We start from the raw sequence: 17,935 nt of genomic DNA on the forward strand, positions 1-17,935 counted from the left end.
TGAATTCGGCGCAGCCGAAGAGGGGGCAGCGCCCCCTCCCTGCCCGCCCGCCGGATCCCCGCTCAGAGGTCGGGGTCGATCAGCCGGTGATATTCCTGAATCGCGAACCGGTCGGTCATGCCCGCGACGTAATCCAGCACGACGCGCGCAAGCTCGGTGCGCCCGTCGTTGCCCTTCGCCTTCGCCGCCGCCACATCGCCCTGCCAGTCCTCGGGCAAGAGCTCGGGCCGGTCGAGGAAGAGCGGGAACAGCCCGTTCACCATCGCCGTCACGCGCTGCCGCTCGGCGACCACGCGCGGCGCGCGATACATGCGCTGGAAGAGGAACATCTTCACCACCTTCAGGCTCTGGTAGAGCGGCTTCGAGAAGCGGATGATCGGCCCCTCCATGGCACGGATGTCGTCGACCGAGCGCGGTTGCAGGCCGGCCAGCCGGTTCTGCGCCACCGCAATCACGTCCTCGACCATCACGCCGAAGACGCGCCGCAGCGCCTCGTGCCGGCGCCGCGTCGCTTCGAGCCCGGGATAGAGCCGGTCGACCTCGGCAAAGCACTCACCCACCATCGGCAGCTCGCACAGGTCGTCCTCGGTGAAGAGCCCGGCCCGCAGCCCGTCATGCAGGTCGTGGTGGTTATAGGCGCAATCGTCGGCCACCGCCGCCACCTGCGCCTCGGCCGAGGCGTTGGTTTCAAGCTCCAGATCCCATTGCGCGTCGATCTCGGCCAGCGCATAGGGCAGGCTCGCGCGGTCGGGCACCTGATGCGAGCCGCCCTTGTCCGAGATCACCGGCCCGTTGTGCTTGGCGATGCCCTCGAGCGTCTCCCAGGTCAGGTTGAGCCCGTCGAAACCGGCATAATGCCGCTCGAGCCTGGTCACGATCCGCAGCGCCTGCGCGTTGTGGTCGAAGCCGCCATACTCCTTCATCAGCACCGCCAGCGCATCCTCGCCGGTGTGGCCGAAGGGCGGATGGCCAAGGTCATGGGCGAGCGCCACCGCCTCCGCCAGATCGGTGTTCAGGCCAAGCGCGCCAGCGATCGTGCGCGCCACCTGCGCCACCTCGATCGTATGCGTCATCCGGGTGCGGTAATAATCGCCCTCGTGCTCAACGAAGACCTGGGTCTTGTGCTTGAGCCGGCGGAAGGCCGAGGAATGGATGATCCGGTCGCGGTCGCGCTGGAACGGCGAGCGGAAGGTCGAGATGCTCTCCGGAAACAGCCGCCCGCGGCTGGCCTCGGGATGGCAGGCATAGGGGTGCAGCACGGTTCTCGCCTCGTCTTGCCGGTTCGTCTGTCCCACCCTATATCCGGAAAGTTACGGAAATACAGGCCCCCGGAGGGTTCAGCCATGCTCGTGCCGCCGAAAGTCACCCCACGCGCCTTCGCGCGCCTCGCCGAGATCAACGGCGCGACCGACGCGCCGCGCGCGCTGCGCATCGCCGTCGAGGGCGGCGGCTGCTCGGGTTTCCAGTATGACATGACGCTGGAAGAGGCCTCGGCAGCCGACGACATCGTGCTCGAAGGCGCGGGTCAGCGCGTGCTGATCGACCCGGTCAGCCTGCCGTTCCTGGAAAACGCCACGATCGACTTCACCGAAGAGCTGATCGGCGCGCGCTTCGTGGTGGTGAACCCGAACGCGACCAGTTCGTGCGGCTGCGGCATCAGCTTTTCGATGTGAGAAGCCCGTTCGAACGCCGTGTCGGCACGAAAGGGGGCGGTCATGTCCTGCTCCGGCTCGCCGACGCAGAGGTCGCAACCGTTTTGGCGAGCCTGCGCGTCGACAAGGCCTTCATGGCGCTGATCACCCAGTATCGGCGGGGGCTCGGCGCCCCGTCCAGCTTTCCGGAAGCGGCCGAGATCGCCTTGCGTCAGCGCATCTTTCCGTTGATCGACACCGAGCTCCGCAAGATCGACCCGAGGTATCAGATCTTCGGGCAGGACATCCTCGACCGCTTCTTCGACGAGGCCGAGCACTGAGCCTCCTCTCCCTTTCCCTCGTCGCCCCCTTCCCCTACAACTTCCCCAAAGGGAGGCGCCCATGAAGATCGCGACGTTCAACATCAACGGCATCAAGGCGCGCGCCGAGGCGCTCGTCACCTGGCTGCGCGAGGCCGAGCCTGACCTTGTCGCGCTGCAGGAGATCAAGTCGACCGACGAGGCCTTCCCGCACGAGATCTTCGAGGGGCTGGGCTATTTCATCGAGACGCACGGGCAGAAAAGCTTCAACGGCGTCGCGCTGCTCTCGAAGCTGCCGCTCGAGGATGTCGAGCGCGGGTTGCCGGGCGATGACGCCGACGAGCAGGCGCGCTGGATCGAGGCGACGGTGGTCGGCAAGCGCGCGGTGCGGTTCTGCGGGCTCTACCTGCCGAACGGCAACCCGGCGCCGGGGCCGAAATACGACTACAAGCTGGCCTGGATGGAGCGGATGCGCGCCCGCGCGGCCGAGCTGCTGGCAAGCGAGGAGCCGGTAATCCTTGCGGGCGATTACAACGTCATCCCGCAAGACGAGGACGCGGCCAGGCCCGAGGCCTGGCGCGAGGATGCGCTCGCCCTGCCCGACAGCCGGGCGGCCTTCCGCCGGATCGTGAACCTCGGCTATACCGACGCCTTCCGCGCCGAGGTCGAGGGGCCCGGGCATTACACCTTCTGGGATTACCAGGCGGGTGCATGGCAGCGGAACAACGGCATCCGCATCGACCACATGCTGCTCAGCCCGCAGGCCGCCGACCTGCTGCGCGGCGTCACCATCGACAAGGAGATCCGCGGCCGCGACAAGCCCTCGGACCATGTGCCGCTGGTGATCGAGCTTGACGCCTGAGCGCTGACGCAACGTCATTTCCCGTTGCGCCCCTCCCCGCGGCACAGTGCCCGCAGGGAGGACCACAATGACAGAGAGACCAATCAGCCGGTTTCCGGTGCCGTCACTGGCATCGCTGCCGCAAGACATCCGCGCGCGGATCGAGGCCGTGGCCGAAAAGGCGGGCTTCGTGCCGAACATCTTTCTGGCGCTCGCGCACCGGCCCGACGAGTTCCGCGCCTTCTTCGCCTATCACGACGCGCTGATGGAGCGCGACAGCGGGCTGAGCGTGGGCGAGCGCGAGATGATCGTGGTGGCGACAAGCGCGGCGAACGAGTGCCAGTATTGCGTTGTCGCCCATGGCGCGATCGTGCGGATCCGCACGAAGAACCGCATCCTCGCCGATCAGCTCGCCACGAACTGGCGCAAGGCCGACATCACGCCCCGGCAGCGCGCCATGCTGGCTTTCGCGCTGAAGGTGAGCACGCGGGCGCAGGAGGTGGACGAGGCCGATTATGCCGCGCTCCACGCCCATGGCTTCAGCGACGACGACATCTGGGACATCGGCGCGATCACCGCCTTCTTCGGGCTGTCGAACCGGCTGGTGAACATGGCCTCGATCCGCGCGAACGCGGAATTCTTCGCGATGGGGCGCTGAGGCCGGGCCCTTCGGGGCCGGCGGCGCGAGGGGGCGCCGCCCCCTCTTTTGCCATGCGGCAAAATTCACCCCCGAGGTCTTTCGGCCAGGAAGAACGGCCCGGGAAGCGTGGCGTCTGCGCCGCAAAATCCGGCATGAGCGCAAGGGTTTGGGCATCGCACGCGCTGACGCATTGACCGGCGCGGGCTGCGGGTGCAGCGTGAGGACGAAACCATTTCGCACCCGCAGCATCGACGATGGAGACCCGCGATGGAGATGATCCTTGGCTTCCTGCAAGGCCTGTCGGGCGTCGCGCTCGGCACCGCGGCGCTGTCGCTGGCGGGGGCGCTCGGCCTGCTTCTGGGCGGGCTGAGCTGGCGCGGCGTCGGGCTCGGCATCGGCGGCGTGCTGTTTGCCGGCATCTTCGTCGGCCATCTCGCCTCCGTCGCGGGGTTGAAATTCGACGGCGCGATGATCGAGTTCATCCGCGAATTCGGGCTGATCCTTTTTGTCTTCACGATCGGCATCCAGGTCGGGCCCGGCTTCTTCTCGACGCTGCAGAAATCGGGGCTGCAGCTGAACCTGATCGCCGCGGCGATCGTCGCTCTGGGCGTTCTGGTGACGCTCGGCCTGCATGCGCTGACCTCGGTGCCGGTGCCGGCGCTGGTCGGGCTGATGTCGGGGGCGGTGACCAATACCCCCGGGCTCGGCGCCGCGACGCAGGTGCTGAAAGACATCGGCGCCGATACCGCGACACTGTCGCAGCCGGGGCTTGGCTATGCCGTGGCCTACCCCTTCGGCATCCTCGGCATCCTCACCTCGATGCTGCTGGTTCGCGCCGTGCTGAAGATCCGCATCGAGGCCGAGGAAGCCGCCTTCGACGCCACCCGCGCGCGCGGCGCGGCCGAGCTGCCCTCGCTCAACCTGCGGGTGCGCAACCCCAACCTCGACGGGCTGCGGCTTGGCGAGGTGCCCGATCTCTACGACGCGGGCGTGGTGGTGTCGCGCCTGCGCAAGGGCGACGAGCTGCTTCATCCGACGCGCGACACGGTGCTGAACCTCGGCGACGTGCTGCACCTCGTGGGCCCCGCACCGAAACTGCATGCGATGGAGCTGATCCTGGGCGAGCGCGCCGAAAGCGCGCTGACCACGACGAAGGGCACGCGCCTCACCTGGGAGCGGATCGCCGTGACCGAGAAGAAGGCGCTTGGCCGGCACATCCGCGACTTCGGGCTCGAGGCGCACAACGTCACCATCTCGCGGGTGATGCGCGCGGGCACCGAGGTGCCGGCGGATGGCGCCCTGACGCTGCAATTCGGCGACATCCTGACCGTTGTCGGCGGCAAGGAGGAGATCGCCGCGGCGCGCCCGCTCTTCGGCAATCAGGCGAAGAGCCTCGAGAACGTGCAGTTCTCGGCGGTGTTCATCGGCATCGTGCTGGGCGTGCTGGTGGGCTCGGTGCCGATCCTGGTGCCGGGGCTGCCGGCGCCGCTGAAACTTGGTCTTGCGGGCGGGCCGCTCGTGGTGGCGATCGTGCTGTCGCGCATCGGCTTCCTCGGCCCCTTCGTGTTCTTCATGCCGCCGGTCGCGAACCACGCGCTGCGCGAACTCGGCATCGTGCTCTTCCTCGCCGCGGTGGGGCTGAAGGCGGGCGACAGCTTCCTCGCCACGCTCATTCATGGCGACGGGCTGGTGTGGATGCTCTATGGCGCGATCATCACGCTGGTGCCGCTGCTGATCGTGGGATTTGCCGCGCGGATGGTCTGGAAAGTGAACTACCTCAGCCTGAGCGGGGTTCTGGCCGGCTCGATGACCGACCCGCCGGCACTCGCCTTCGCGAATGCGATGGCGCCGAATTCCGCGGCGCAGTCGATCGGCTATGCCGCGGTCTATCCGCTGGTGATGTGCCTGCGCATCCTTGCGCCGCAGGTGCTGGTGCTGCTGCTGATGTAAGGGGGGCGCTGCCCCCCTGCCCGGTCAGGGCCGCGGCGCCGTCGGTCAGAGCGCGAGACCGCGCCGACCGGCCAGATCAGTGAAGAACTGCCAGGCCACGCGCCCCGAGCGCGAGCCGCGGGTGCGATACCATTCCGTCGCCTCGGCGCGCAGCACCTCGGGGGCGATCTCGACACCATGGGCCGCGCAATAGCCTTCGATCATCGCGAAGAACTCGTCCTGATCGCAGGAATGGAAGCCCAGCCACAGCCCGAAACGGTCAGACAGCGAGACCTTCTCCTCGACCGCTTCCGAGGGATTGATCGCGCTCGAGCGTTCGTTCTCGATCATGTCGCGCGGCATCAGGTGGCGCCGGTTCGAGGTGGCATAGAGGATCACATTCGCCGGCCGCCCCTCGATGCCGCCATCGAGCACCGCCTTCAGCGACTTGTAGTGCTGATCGTCATGGCTGAAGCTGAGATCGTCGCAGAACAGCACGAAGCGCTGCCCCGAGGCCCGCAGATGCGCCATCAGCCGGTTGACCGAGGGCAGATCCTCGCGCGCAAGCTCGACGAGCTTGAGGGCCAGCCCCTGGCGCAGCGCCTCGGCATGAACCGCCTTGACGAGCGAGCTTTTCCCCATGCCGCGCGCGCCCCACAGCAGGGCGTTGTTCGCCGCCGCGCCGCGGGCGAATTGCAGCGTGTTCGCCAGAAGCGTGTCGCGCGCCCGGTCGATGCCGCGCAGAAGCGACAGATCGACCCGGTTCACCGCCGCCACCGGCACCAGACGGTCGGGCGCGGTCTGCCACACGAAGGCGTCGGCCGCGCCGAAATCCGGGGCAGGCGCAGCCGCCGGCGCGAGGCGCTCGAGCGCCTCGGCGATACGCAGCAGCGGATCGGTCATTCGCCGTCTTCCTCGTCCTCGACCCAGGTGCCGTCGGCGCGCATCTGCGCCTCGCGCTTGCGCTCCATCCGCCGCACGAGGAAGATCGAGACCTCGTAAAGCGGGTAGATCGCGGAAAACAGCATGCTCTGGCTGATGACATCGGGCGGCGTTGCAATCGCACAGACGATCAGGATCACCACGATTGCATATTTGCGCACGCTGGCCAGCCCCGCCGAGGACACGAGCCCTGCCTTGCCCATCAGCGTGAGCAACACCGGCAGCTGGAAGCAGATGCCGAAAGCGATGATGAACTTCATCGTCAGAGACAGGTATTCCTGAACAGAGCCCTGAAACCCGATCGCGGCAAGATGGTTGGTGGCCTCGCCCTCCGGCGTCATCGGCCCCTGCTGGAACCCGAGGAAGAACGAGAAGGCCATCGGCAGGATGAAGAAATAGGCAAAGCCCGCGCCGATGGCGAACATCACCGGCGAGGCGAACAGAAACGGCAGGAAGGCCCGCTTCTCGGACTTGTAGAGCCCCGGCGCCACGAAGCGCCACAGCTGGTAGGCGATCACCGGAAAGCTCAGCACGAAGCCGCCGAAGAAAGAGATGTTGATCGCGACGAAGAAGCCTTCCTGCAGCTTGATCAGGTAAAGGCCGCATTGCTGGCCGCGGTCTGCGAGTGCAACGCAGATCGGCTGCGTCAGGAAGTTGAAGACCGGCTGCCAGAAGGTATAGCAAACCACCATCGCCGCGACAAACGCGAGAAGCGAATAGAGGATGCGGGTGCGCAGTTCGGCCAGATGCTCGATCAGCGGGGCGGCGGAATCGTCGATCTCGTCCTGAGCGGTGCTCATGCCTTCCCCTTCTCTTCCTCGCCCGTCGGCACGGACGGGGCCGCGTCGGCCGGGGCCGCCGGGGTCACGGGAGCCCGAGGCGGATCCATCTCCGGTTCGAACTCCGCTTCCGCGGCATCAAGCTCGGCGGCAAGCTCCGGATCTGGCTGCAGCGCGGCAGGGGCCGCGGCTTTCACCGTGCCCGGCAGCTTCGGATCCCATTTCTCGAATTTCTCGGTGGCGCGTTCGAGCGCCTCGAGACCGAGCGATTTCTTCGAGGCGATGCCCTTCAGATCCGAGGCGACGTCGTTCAGCCCCGTCTCCTTCGCGGCATCCTCCATCGCGCGGCTGAACTCTCGCGCCATCTGACGCGCCCGTGCAGTCAGCCGCCCGAGCGTGTGGAACATCGCGGGAAGGTCCTTCGGGCCCACCACGACCAGCGCCACGACGCCGATCAGCAACAGCTCACTCCAACCGATATCCAGCATGGCCTCTACGCCCCGGCCGGACGGCTCAGGCCTTGTCCTTGTCCGCGGGAGCCGAGGTCGGCGCCGGCGTCACGTCGCGCGCCTCGTCCGCCTTGGCGTCCTCGATCTCCTTGGCGCCGTCGTTCACACCCTTCTTGAAGGCAGTGATCCCCTTGCCGACTTCGCCCATCAGCGACGAGACCTTGCCCTTGCCGAAGAGCACGAGCACGACGACGGCGATCAGAAGAAGGCCGGGAAGGCCGATGTTGTTGAGCATTTCAGTCTCCAGCTGGTGCGGGAGGGCCGCACCTGAATTAGTGTCCTTGGCAACTTTTACGGGCTGCGCGGGGGCAATCAAAGACCGATTCCGCGAGATCACGCAAGTTTTTGTGTGCGCGCCCATGGAACGCCCGAAATCCGCGCGCTACCATGCCGCCATGACCTCCGCCGAGACCGTCACCGCCTTCGTCACCCTCTTCGTCGTGGTCGATCCGATCGGCCTCGCGCCGCTGTTCATCGCGCTGACCCGCGGGATGACGGCACGGGCGCGGCTGAAAGTGGGGCTGCGCGCGCTGATCATCGCGGCGATCCTGCTCACGCTCTTCGGGCTTTTCGGCGACAAGCTGCTTGAGGGAATCGGCATCTCGATGCCCGCCTTCCGCATCGCGGGTGGCGTGCTTTTGTTCCTCACTGCACTCGACATGCTGTTCGAGCGACGCACCGAGCGGCGTGAAGGGCAGTCAGCCGAGCCCCATACCGACGATCCCTCGGTCTTCCCGCTGGCGACGCCGCTGATCGCGGGCCCGGGCGCGATGGCGACGATGATTCTGCTGGCCGGCGCGCCCGGATCGGACACGGTGCATCTGGTCTTCGTGCATCTGGTGATGCTTGCGGTGCTGGCCTGCGTCCTTGCGATGTTCCTGATCGCCACCCCGCTCGAGCGGCTTCTGGGCCGCACCGGCACGATGGTGGTGACGCGGCTTCTGGGCATGCTGCTGGCCGCGCTGGCGGTGCAGTTCATCCTCGACGGGCTGCGCGGCTCGGGACTGCTCGGGCCGTTCTTCGGCCGCTGAGGGGATGACAGGGGCGTCCCCGCCCCCTACATCCGGCAGACAGGAGGCCCCATGAGCGACTTCTCTCCGAACCTCGTCTATCTCGCGCTGCTGCTGGCCGTGCTTGCGGGCTATTTCCTCACCGCCTTCCGCCGCCATCCGGCGCGCAGCCTGCAACAGCTCATGGTCTGGGCGCTGATCGTGCTGGGCCTCGTCGCGGTCTTCGGCATGTGGGGCGACATCCGCAAGAGCTTCGTGCCGCAGCAATCGGTGATGACCGGCGGGCGGATCGAGGCGCCGCTCGGCCCCGACGGGCATTATTACCTCACCGCGGAGGTGAACGGCGTGCCTGTGCGCTTCGTCGTCGACACCGGGGCGAGCGACATCGTGCTGACCCGGCGCGATGCGGAGCGCGCCGGCATCGACACCGCAGGGCTTGCCTTCATCGGCAGCGCCAATACCGCGAACGGCACCGTCGCCACCGCCCAGGTGCGGATCGAGACGATGGATCTCGGCCCGATCCACGACCGCAACCTGCGCGCCGTGGTGAACCGCGCAGACATGGACAGCTCGCTGATGGGGATGAGCTATCTGACCCGCTTCGCGAAGGTGGAATTCGACCGCGACCGGCTGGTGCTGACGCGCTGAGGCGGAAACCCGCCGGGGGCGCGGGCCGGGGCTTGCCCGCGCCCGCGCCACGCCTATCGTCTGGCCGAGCTTCGCAAAGGACGCCACAGATGACCCGCAAGACCCGCCTTCTTCCCCTCCTCGTCGCCGGCCTCGTGCTGGCCGGCTGCGTCACCGAGACCGAGGCCGGCGGCAGCACCGCGGGCAGCGTGCGGGTCTCGGACAAGGCACCGATCGTGATCTTCAATGACGACGGCGGCAATGTGGCGGGCTATATCGCGCGGCGCAACCAGCTCGAGCGGTCGGGTCGCCGGGTCGAGATCCGCGGCTATTGCGCCTCGGCCTGCACGATGCTGACGACGCTGCCCAATGCCTGCCTCGGGCCGAAATCGGTGATGGCCTTCCACGCGCCGCATTTCATCGGCACCAACATCCCGGCGACGATGATGATCGGGCTGATGGGCAATTACTACCGCAACGGCGTGCTGAAGAAATGGAACAGCACCTGGAGCAAGTCGCTGAAGATGACCAAGATCTCGGCGCGCGAATATGTCCGGCTCGATCCGCAGACGAAGCTCTGCGCGCGTTAGAGCCAGTCCTTCCACTTGAAGAAGGCCCAGGTGCCAAGCGCCGAGGCGATCATCAGCCCGATCGCGAAGGGATAGCCCCAGGGCTTGTCGAGTTCGGGCATGACGGCAAAGTTCATCCCGTACATCGAGGCGATCAGCGTCGGCGGCATGAAGAGCGCGGCGACCACCGAGACGATCCGCACCGTGGTGTTCTGCGCCAGGTTGATCATGCCGAGCGTCGCGTCGACCGAGAGCGACACGCGCGAGGACAGGAAGTCGCCATGCACCGCGAGCGAGCCGATGTCCCGGATCTGGCCCTTGATGATCGTGTGCAGGTCCTTGCCCTGCGGATGGGTGGCCAGCGTCTGGTCATAGAACGACAGAGCGCGTTCGAGCGTCAGCAGCGCCAGCCGGATCCGGCCCAGCAATTCGCCCTGCCGCCCGACCTCGCCAAGCGCATGCTGCAGCTCGTCGGGGCTCGCGTCGCCCAGCACATGGACCGAGACCGAGTCGAGCCCGCGCCCGATGCCCTCGAGCAGGTCGGCCTGGCGCGCCACGATCTCCTCGATCAGGCCAAGGAAGATCCGCTCGGGCGAGGTGCAGCCGGCGGTCGAGCGGTCGGCACGCTCGGGATAGGTCTCGAACGAGCGCGGCGCGTGGTGGCGCACCGTCACCAGCCGCTCGGGCGTCAGGATGAAGGTGACCGGGCCCGAGATGTGGCGCCCGTCGGGCGTCTGGCCGGGCACGACGACGGTCATGAAATCCGAGCCGTCCTCGCGGTAGAGCCGGTTCGAGATCTCGATCTCTTCCATGTCAGCGAGGGTCGGCACCTCGATGCCCAGCCCAGAGACCGCCGCGATCTGGCTGTCGAGCGGTCGATAGAGGTCGATCCAGAGCGCATGCGCAATCTGCGAGCCGGGCGCCATCGGCGTCTCCTGGCCCATCCGCGCAAGCCCGCGTGTTCCGGCAGTGAAGGCGTGCAGCATGGCGGACCTCTTCGCGTGCTTCGCCCCTTGGGTATCGGCCCGGGCGCGGGAAAATCAACCCCCTGCGCAGGGGCAAGCCGCGAAGCCGCGCGAAAGTCGCACCCCTGCCCGGTTTTTGCCGCATTCCGCCGGTAGCCGGAAAACGTCCCGCATCGCGGCCGGCGCAGAACGCCCGGCAAGGCCCGCACCCGGAGGAGCGCATGACCTACCTGAGCTTCGACACCATCGCCCTTCTGGTCATCGCCGTGGCCGCCGTGAACGAGCTGCTGCGCCGCCTGCGCCCTGCCCCGCGCGCGCCGAAATCGGCCTGAGCCACGGCACAGCAACGCCGGCGCCGTCATCCTCATCTGTGGCGCCCCCTGCGGGCGCCGTTTGTTTTCCTGCCCGTTCCGATCCCGTTCCGGCGACAATCCGCCCAAGCGACAGGCAGATCTGCTCCTGCGCAGCCCGGCTGTGCGCCTGCGCCCCGCGACAAAATGCGCCGCCCACTCGATTCTCCTGTGCAGCCGTGCTAATTCCGTTGCCCAGACTGCTGCTTCACCTGGCCGGAGCGGCAGGGACAGCGAAGGAGAACGCAGCGCATCATGGCGGCTGACGGGCAAGAGATCATCCAGACCGAAGCGACGGCGGCCGACCCGGCCGAGCGCTGTGCACGGCTCGACGCGGACGAGCTGATGAGCCGCGCGCAGGAGGCGTCGAACCTGCTCAAGGCGCTCGCGCACGAGGGCCGGCTGATGATCATGTGCCATCTCTCCTCGGGCGAGAAGACGGTGACCGAGCTCGAGAACCTGCTCGAGTCGCGGCAGGCCGCGGTCAGCCAGCAGCTGGCGCGGCTGCGCCTCGAGGGGCTGGTGACCTGCCGGCGCGAGGGCAAGGCGATCTATTATTCGCTGAGCGACCCGAAGGCGGTGCGCATCGTCGAAACCGTCTACGAGATGTTCTGCAAGGGCATCTGAGCCCGCCCCCCGACAGGAAAAAGCCGCCCCGGTGTCCCGGAGCGGCCCGCCCATGCCACATCGCCCGAGGGCTCAGTCGGAGCAACTGACCTCGTAGGCCGTGCTGCCGGGCGTGTTGTTCACCTTGTAGCAATGCTGCACGCCACTGTCGTCGACGCATTCCTTCCACGATGTGCCGTCGCCCTGATCCATCCAGTCAGTGCAACTCGGCTCGGCAAACACCCGCACTGGCACAAAACCGGCAGCGACGGCCAGAACCACGACCGACGCCTTCAAGACGCTGCGCATCTCATCCTCCATGCGTCACCTCTGTGACAGGTCCAGACTAGCGCCGCGCCGCGCGGGCGGCGATCACATCTGCCGTGCCCGAATGTCGCACCCGCCCGAAAACGCGAACACCCGGCGTTGCCGCCGGGTGTCCCCCTTGTCCGTCCCGTGTCGGTCTCTCGGGCCCGATCAGGTCTTGAAGATCCGGTAGATCGCCGGGATCACCAGCACGGTCAGCAGCGTCGAGCTGAGCAGACCGAAGAGCAGCGAGATCGCCAGCCCCTGGAAGATCGGGTCGGCAAGGATCACCACCGCGCCGATCATCGCCGCGACAGCGGTCAGCAGGATCGGCTTGAAGCGGATCGCCCCCGCCTCGACCAGCACGTCGATGTCCGACTTGCCCTCGTGGTTGCCGTGGCGGATGAAGTCCACCAGCAGGATCGAGTTGCGCACGATGATGCCCGCAAGGGCAATGAAGCCGATCATCGAGGTCGCCGAGAACGGCGCGTGGAAGATCAGGTGGCCGAGCATGATGCCGAGGAAGGTCAGCGGGATCGGCGTCAGGATGACCAGCGGCAGCCGGAACGAGCCGAACTGCGCCACGACGAGGATGTAGATCCCCAGAAGCGCCACGCCGAAGGCGGCACCCATGTCGCGGAAGGTGACCCAGGTCACTTCCCACTCGCCGTCCCACAGCAGCGTCACGTGGCTCTCGTCGTCGGGCTGGCCGTGCAGCGACACCACGGGCTTCTCGCCCGGCGCCCAGTCGATCTTGTCGAGCGCCGCATCGACCGCGATCATGCCATAAAGCGGCGCCTCGAAGGTGCCGGCAAGATCCGCCGTCACCATCTCCGCCTCGCGGCCGTTGTGGCGGAAGATCGGGAAGGAGGATTTCTCCTCGCCCACCGTCACCACGTCGCCCAGCTCGACCACACCACGCGCGCCGGGCAGCACATTCGCCGGGATCGGGGTCGACAGCGTCGCTTCGTTCATCACCCGGTCGCCCTTCGCCCGCGCCATCACGATCGGCAGCGGCGAGCGCTCGTCGCCGCGGTGCGAATAGCCGACCGTGGTCGAGCCGTTCAGCAACCCGAGCGTGTCGAAGACGTCGCTTTCCTCGACCGAGTAGAACTCGAGATCGTCCGAGTTCACCGTGGCGCGCAGCCGCCGGGTCTGGGTGCCGAAGCTGTCGTCGACATCGACGATGAAGGGTACACTTTCGAAGGCCATGCGGATCTTCGCGGCCGCGGCGCGCCGGGTCTCGGGATCGGGGCCATAGACCTCGGCCAGCAGCGTCGCCATCACCGGCGGACCGGGCGGCGGTTCGACCGTCTTCAGGCTGGTGCCGGCGGGCAGGTCGAGCTTGGCGATCCGCTCGCGCACATCGAGCGCGATGTCATGCGAGCTGCGGTCGCGGTCGGCCTTGTTCGTCAGGTTGATCTGCACGTCGCCCTGATAGGGGTATTCGCGCAGATAGTAGTGCCGCACCAGCCCGTTGAAGTTGAAGGGCGCCGCGGCGCCGGCATGGGTCTGCACCGAGATCACCTCGGGCATCTGCGTCACCACCTCGGCCACCTTCTGCGCCACCGCATCCGTCGCCTCGACCGAGGAACCCTCGGGCAGGTCGATCACCACGCTCAGCTCGGACTTGTTGTCGAAGGGCAGCAGTTTCACCGTGACGTGCTTGGTGTACAGAAGCCCGAGCGAGCCGAAGCTGAGCACGATCGCCGCGATCAGGAAGGTCCAGGCGGTGCGCTTGGTGCGCAGCACCGGCCGCGCCACCCGTTCGTAAAGCGCGCCCAGCTTGCCACCGGCATGATGGCCCGGCCCTTCGGCATGCGACGACATGTCGGCGCGCCCCGCGATCTTCACCATCAGCCAGGGCGTCACGATCACCGCGATGAAGAAGGAGAAGATCATCGCCGCCGAGGCGACCGAGGGAATGGGCGACATGTAGGGGCCCATCAGCCCGCTGACGAAGAGCATCGGCAGCAGCGCCGCGACCACGGTCAGCGTCGCGACGATGGTCGGGTTGCCGACCTCGGCCACCGCCTCGATCGCCTTGGCGATGCGGGTGCCCGGGGTCTTCATCGCCCAGTGCCGCGCGATGTTCTCGATCACCACGATCGCGTCGTCGACGAGAATGCCGATCGAGAAGATCAGCGCGAAGAGGCTGACGCGGTTCAGCGTGAAGCCCATGATGTTCGCGGCAAACAGCGTCAGAAGGATCGTCACCGGGATGACGATCGCGACGACGATCGATTCCCGCCAGCCGATCGCGAAGAGGACCAGCGCGATGATCGACACCGTGGCAAGGCCGAGGTGGAACAGCAGCTCGTTCGCCTTCTCGTTCGCGGTCTCGCCATAGTCGCGGGTGACCTGCACCTCGACAGTCGACGGGATCAGCGAGCCCTCGAGCTCGTGCACGCGCTCGAGGATCTTCTCGGCCACGACCACGGCATTCGCCCCGGCGCGCTTCGCGATCGCCACCGTCACCGCCGGGCGGCGGTCGAGCGTGCCATTCTCGCGGGTGACATTGGCCACGATGTGGTCCGAGGTGTCGCCCACGTATTCGACCTTCGCCACGTCGGCCACATAGACCGGGCGCGAGTCGCGGGTGGTCAGCAACAGCCCGGCGATCTCGGCCGGCGCGGTCAGCGTCTTGCCGGCCACCAGATCGATCTGCTCGCCCTGGTCGCGCAGCTTGCCGGTGTTGAAGGCGCGGTTCGCCTGTTCGACCTTGTTCGACAGCTGCTGCAGCGTGACGCCATACATGGCGAGCTTCTCGGGATCGGGTTCGATCCGGATCGCCTCGGTCGCCTCGCCGACGATGTAGGTCAGACCGACATTGTCGATCTTCGTCACCTCGGTCTGCAGCTCGCGCGCAATGCGGGTCAGGTCGTTCGCGCCGATCTGTTCGCCGGGCTTGCCCGAGAGGGTCAGCGCCACGATCGCCACGTCATCGATGCCGCGGCCGACGATGATCGGCTCGGCGATGCCGGTGGGAATCCGGTCCATGTTCGCCTTGACCTTCTCGTGCACGCGCAGGATCGCCGCGTCCGAGGAGGTGCCGACGACGAAGCGCGCCATCACCAGCGCAGAATCGTCCGAGGTCTGCGAATAGACGTGCTCGACCTCGTTGATGCCCTTGATGATGGTCTCCATCGGCTCGGTCACGAGCTTCATCGCATCCTCGGCCTTCAGGCCGGGGGCCTGCAGGTGGATGTCGACCATCGGCACGGAAATCTGCGGTTCTTCCTCGCGCGGCAGCGAGATCAGCGCGACCAGCCCCACCGCAAGCGCGGCAAGGATGATGAGCGGCGTCAGCGCCGACTGGATGAAGGCCCGCGTCAGCCGGCCGGCAATGCCGAGGCGATGCTCGGGAATGCCGAGCGGATGCGCCTCTTCGGGGATCTGGTCCTGGCTCATTCCGTCACCACCTCTTCGCCGCCGGCAAGGCCGGTGACGATCTCGACCATCTCGGTGCCGTTCTCGTCGCGGTGATCGCCCGGAACGACGGCGCGTTCGACCGTGCCCTCGCCCGCGCGCACCCGCACGAAATCAAGGCCCGAGCGGGTCGAGATCGCGGTTGCCGGCACCAGGATCGCCTCGCGCCGGGCGAGCGGCAGACGCACCAGCACCCGCGCCTGCACGAATTCCGAATCAAGACCGGGCACCTCGACATCGGCGTCGACCCGGCCGCCCTGGATCAGCGGATAGACCTTGACGAGCTTGCCGTCGATGGCGCCTTTCGCGCCCTCGATATGGATCGCGTCGCCTTCCTTCAGCGTCGCGGTAAAGCGCTCGGGCACGGAGATGCGCAGGAAGAAACCGCCGCCGCCGACGGTCGCGACGGTCTCGCCCGCCATCACCACGGCGCCCTTGGCGACCGGCACCGACAGCACCCGGCCCGAGATCGGCGCCAGCACCTCGCCCTCGGTCGCCTGCTGCTCGGTCACCTTGCGGCTCGCCTGCTGCGCCTCGATCTGGCTCATGTAGACGTCGACCTGGGTGCGCAACGCATCGAGCGCCTGGGTCGTGGTGATGCCGCGCGCGCTCAGCTCCTGGCCGCGCTTCAGCTCGGTCTGGGCATTCGCAAGCTGCGCCTGCAGCGCCGCAATCTGCGCGTCGATCGCGCTCAGCTGGAAGGCGATCTTCTCGTCCACCACCTTGCCGATCGGCTGGCCCGCCTGCACGAGGTCCCCCTCGGTCACGCTCAGCTCGGTCAGCGTGCCGCCAAGGCGCGCGCGCGCCGCGATCGAATCCTTCGCTTCGATCTGGCCATAGACCGCCTTCCAGTCGACGACCTCGGTCGGGGTCACGGTAAAGCTCTGCTCGGCACGCAGGCCCTGCGGCACGGCCAGCGCGAGAAGCGCCAGCGGCAAGACGTAAGTTTTCATGTCGGCATCCCTTCCCTACGGCGCCCAGATCCCGGCTCGCGTCCGGGCATTTACATTCTGGTTCTTGAATGTGTGATCCCATACACGATTATGCAATCACCCCGCAAGGGCTTGCGCCATGACCGGGATCAAGGCGCGGCATGCGCGGGGCTTTCATGCCGCATCTTTCCGCGCTAAACGCTTTGGCGCAACCATCAGAGGTGAGCCCCATGCACGACATCCGCGCCATCCGCGAAAACCCCGCCCAGTTCGACGCCGCGCTCGCGCGCCGGGGGCTCTCGCCGCTCGCCTCGGAGATCCTCGCGCTCGACGAGGCGCGCCGGGCCGCGATCCACGCCGCCGAAACCGCGCAGGCCGATCAGAACGCCGCCTCGAAGCTTGTGGGCGCCGCCAAGGCCAAGGGCGACGAGGCCGAGTTCGAGCGCCTGCGCGCGCTGGTGGCCGAGAAGAAATCCGAGGTCGCCGCGATGCAGGCCGAAGCCGGCCGGCTTGACGCCGAGCTGCGCGACAAGCTGCTGTGGGTGCCGAACAGCCCGCTCGACGAAGTGCCGCAGGGCGCCGACGAAAACGACAACGTCGAGGTCCGCCGCTGGGGCACCCCGCGCGCCTATGACTTCGCGCCGAAGGAGCATTACCAGCTCTCGGCGGTCGGCAAGGCGATGGATTTCGAGACCGCGGCGAAGCTGTCCGGCGCGCGTTTCGTGGTGCTGAAATCGGGCGTCGCCCGCGTGCACCGGGCGCTGGCTCAGTTCATGCTCGACCTGCATGTCGACACCCATGGCCTGACCGAGGCGATCACCCCGGTGCTCGTCCGCCCCGAGACCATGCTCGGCACCGGGCAGCTGCCGAAATTCGCCGAGGACAGCTACGAGACCACCAATGGCTGGTGGATGATCCCGACCGCCGAGGTGACGCTCACGAACTTCATCTCGGGCGAGGTCTGGGACGAGGCGGCGCTGCCCGCCCGGATGTGCGCGCATACGAACTGCTTCCGCTCGGAAGCCGGGTCCGCCGGCAAGGACACCGCCGGGATGCTGCGCCAGCACCAGTTCGAGAAGGTCGAGATGGTGACGATCTGCCGCCCCGAGGATGCCATCGCGGAACACGAGGGCATGGTGAAGCGCGCCGAGGCGGTGCTCGAGGCGCTCGGCCTGCCCTATCGGCGGATCGTGCTGTGCACCGGCGACATGGGCTTCGGCGCGCAGAAGACCTATGACCTCGAGGTCTGGCTGCCCGGGCAGAACACCTACCGCGAGATCTCCTCGGTCTCGACCTGCGGCCAGTTCCAGGCGCGGCGGATGAACGGGCGCTACAAGCCCGCCTCGGGCGGCAAGCCCGAATTCGTCGCCACGCTGAACGGCTCGGGCCTCGCCGTCGGGCGCTGCCTGATCGCGGTGCTCGAGAACGGCCAGGAGGCCGATGGCTCGGTCACCCTGCCCGCCGTGCTGCACCGCTATCTGGGCGGCAAGACCCGCCTCGTCGACGGCGTTCTGGTCTGAGCGAAAAAAATCCGAAGATCGGGGCGCGGC

Annotated in this window: 19 protein-coding genes; 10 read left to right on the plus strand and 9 right to left on the minus strand. The window is 67.3% G+C overall.

The window, feature by feature from the left end:
* Nucleotides 1-62: 62 nt before the first annotated feature.
* Nucleotides 63-1,259 carry a deoxyguanosinetriphosphate triphosphohydrolase gene (locus DYS74_RS04175; RefSeq protein WP_121531237.1) on the minus strand — a complete coding sequence of 399 codons (1,197 nt, stop codon included), beginning with the start codon at nucleotides 1,257-1,259 and terminating at the stop codon, nucleotides 63-65.
* 84 nt (nucleotides 1,260-1,343) lie between these two features.
* Between DYS74_RS04175 and DYS74_RS04180 the strand changes: the two genes are divergently transcribed.
* The 5 genes from DYS74_RS04180 to DYS74_RS04200 all read left to right on the plus strand — a co-directional run bounded on the left by DYS74_RS04180 (nucleotide 1,344) and on the right by DYS74_RS04200 (nucleotide 5,382).
* Nucleotides 1,344-1,673 carry a HesB/IscA family protein gene (locus DYS74_RS04180; RefSeq protein ID WP_121531239.1) on the plus strand — a complete coding sequence of 110 codons (330 nt, stop codon included), beginning with the start codon at nucleotides 1,344-1,346 and terminating at the stop codon, nucleotides 1,671-1,673.
* Nucleotides 1,674-1,786: 113 nt separating this feature from the next.
* Nucleotides 1,787-1,972, plus strand: a complete 186-nt coding sequence (locus DYS74_RS04185; RefSeq protein ID WP_147435445.1) for a hypothetical protein — start codon at nucleotides 1,787-1,789, stop codon at nucleotides 1,970-1,972.
* Between the two features lie 61 nt (nucleotides 1,973-2,033).
* Complete coding sequence (gene xth / locus DYS74_RS04190; protein ID WP_121531243.1) at nucleotides 2,034-2,813, plus strand: exodeoxyribonuclease III; 780 nt, start codon at nucleotides 2,034-2,036, stop codon at nucleotides 2,811-2,813.
* Nucleotides 2,814-2,880: 67 nt separating this feature from the next.
* Complete coding sequence (locus tag DYS74_RS04195) at nucleotides 2,881-3,450, plus strand: peroxidase-related enzyme (RefSeq protein ID WP_121531244.1); 570 nt, start codon at nucleotides 2,881-2,883, stop codon at nucleotides 3,448-3,450.
* A gap of 249 nt (nucleotides 3,451-3,699) precedes the next feature.
* Entirely contained in the window at nucleotides 3,700-5,382 is a 1,683-nt protein-coding gene (locus DYS74_RS04200) for a putative transporter (protein ID WP_245965190.1), read from the plus strand.
* A 45-nt stretch (nucleotides 5,383-5,427) separates the two neighbouring features.
* Here DYS74_RS04200 and DYS74_RS04205 read toward each other — a convergent pair whose 3' ends face one another.
* Genes DYS74_RS04205 through DYS74_RS04220 form a run of 4 tightly spaced genes read right to left on the minus strand, consistent with a single transcriptional unit; the run spans nucleotide 5,428 to nucleotide 7,826 of the window.
* Nucleotides 5,428-6,264 carry an ATP-binding protein gene (locus DYS74_RS04205; protein WP_121531246.1) on the minus strand — a complete coding sequence of 279 codons (837 nt, stop codon included), beginning with the start codon at nucleotides 6,262-6,264 and terminating at the stop codon, nucleotides 5,428-5,430.
* Complete coding sequence (gene tatC, locus DYS74_RS04210; protein ID WP_121531248.1) at nucleotides 6,261-7,103, minus strand: twin-arginine translocase subunit TatC; 843 nt, start codon at nucleotides 7,101-7,103, stop codon at nucleotides 6,261-6,263. The genes DYS74_RS04205 and tatC overlap by 4 nt, the downstream gene beginning before the upstream one ends.
* On the minus strand, nucleotides 7,100-7,570 hold the full coding sequence (gene tatB, locus DYS74_RS04215; RefSeq protein WP_121531250.1) for a Sec-independent protein translocase protein TatB: 471 nt from the start codon (nucleotides 7,568-7,570) through the stop codon (nucleotides 7,100-7,102). Before tatB ends, tatC begins: the two co-directional genes overlap by 4 nt.
* A gap of 25 nt (nucleotides 7,571-7,595) precedes the next feature.
* Complete coding sequence (locus DYS74_RS04220; protein WP_121531252.1) at nucleotides 7,596-7,826, minus strand: twin-arginine translocase TatA/TatE family subunit; 231 nt, start codon at nucleotides 7,824-7,826, stop codon at nucleotides 7,596-7,598.
* Nucleotides 7,827-7,986: 160 nt separating this feature from the next.
* On the opposite strand from DYS74_RS04220, the gene DYS74_RS04225 reads away from it, so the two are divergent.
* The 3 genes from DYS74_RS04225 to DYS74_RS04235 all read left to right on the plus strand — a co-directional run bounded on the left by DYS74_RS04225 (nucleotide 7,987) and on the right by DYS74_RS04235 (nucleotide 9,818).
* Nucleotides 7,987-8,622, plus strand: a complete 636-nt coding sequence (locus DYS74_RS04225) for a MarC family protein (protein ID WP_121531551.1) — start codon at nucleotides 7,987-7,989, stop codon at nucleotides 8,620-8,622.
* Nucleotides 8,623-8,673: 51 nt separating this feature from the next.
* Entirely contained in the window at nucleotides 8,674-9,249 is a 576-nt protein-coding gene (locus tag DYS74_RS04230) for a retropepsin-like aspartic protease family protein (RefSeq protein ID WP_121531254.1), read from the plus strand.
* 89 nt (nucleotides 9,250-9,338) lie between these two features.
* Nucleotides 9,339-9,818: a hypothetical protein gene (locus tag DYS74_RS04235; RefSeq protein ID WP_121531256.1), complete on the plus strand. Its 480-nt coding sequence runs from the start codon at nucleotides 9,339-9,341 to the stop codon at nucleotides 9,816-9,818.
* On the opposite strand, the gene DYS74_RS04240 is transcribed toward DYS74_RS04235, so the two are convergent.
* Nucleotides 9,815-10,783, minus strand: coding sequence for a magnesium transporter CorA family protein (locus DYS74_RS04240; RefSeq protein WP_121531258.1), 969 nt, complete (start codon nucleotides 10,781-10,783; stop codon nucleotides 9,815-9,817). The genes DYS74_RS04235 and DYS74_RS04240 overlap by 4 nt on opposite strands.
* A gap of 584 nt (nucleotides 10,784-11,367) precedes the next feature.
* Here DYS74_RS04240 and DYS74_RS04245 point away from each other — a divergent pair.
* On the plus strand, nucleotides 11,368-11,739 hold the full coding sequence (locus tag DYS74_RS04245) for an ArsR/SmtB family transcription factor (RefSeq protein WP_121531260.1): 372 nt from the start codon (nucleotides 11,368-11,370) through the stop codon (nucleotides 11,737-11,739).
* A 72-nt stretch (nucleotides 11,740-11,811) separates the two neighbouring features.
* Here DYS74_RS04245 and DYS74_RS04250 read toward each other — a convergent pair whose 3' ends face one another.
* The 3 genes from DYS74_RS04250 to DYS74_RS04260 all read right to left on the minus strand — a co-directional run bounded on the left by DYS74_RS04250 (nucleotide 11,812) and on the right by DYS74_RS04260 (nucleotide 16,406).
* Complete coding sequence (locus tag DYS74_RS04250) at nucleotides 11,812-12,039, minus strand: hypothetical protein (RefSeq protein ID WP_121531262.1); 228 nt, start codon at nucleotides 12,037-12,039, stop codon at nucleotides 11,812-11,814.
* A 156-nt stretch (nucleotides 12,040-12,195) separates the two neighbouring features.
* Nucleotides 12,196-15,435, minus strand: coding sequence for an efflux RND transporter permease subunit (locus DYS74_RS04255; RefSeq protein ID WP_121531264.1), 3,240 nt, complete (start codon nucleotides 15,433-15,435; stop codon nucleotides 12,196-12,198).
* Entirely contained in the window at nucleotides 15,432-16,406 is a 975-nt protein-coding gene (locus DYS74_RS04260; RefSeq protein ID WP_121531266.1) for an efflux RND transporter periplasmic adaptor subunit, read from the minus strand. Before DYS74_RS04260 ends, DYS74_RS04255 begins: the two co-directional genes overlap by 4 nt.
* A 209-nt stretch (nucleotides 16,407-16,615) precedes the next feature.
* Here DYS74_RS04260 and serS point away from each other — a divergent pair, with 209 nt between their 5' ends.
* Nucleotides 16,616-17,905 (plus strand): serine--tRNA ligase, encoded by a 1,290-nt coding sequence (gene serS, locus DYS74_RS04265; protein ID WP_121531268.1) that lies wholly within the window; start codon nucleotides 16,616-16,618, stop codon nucleotides 17,903-17,905.
* Nucleotides 17,906-17,935 lie beyond the last annotated feature (30 nt).

Origin of the sequence: Paenirhodobacter hankyongi, from assembly GCF_003664585.1 — a bacterium.
GTDB lineage: Bacteria > Pseudomonadota > Alphaproteobacteria > Rhodobacterales > Rhodobacteraceae > Rhodobacter > Rhodobacter hankyongi.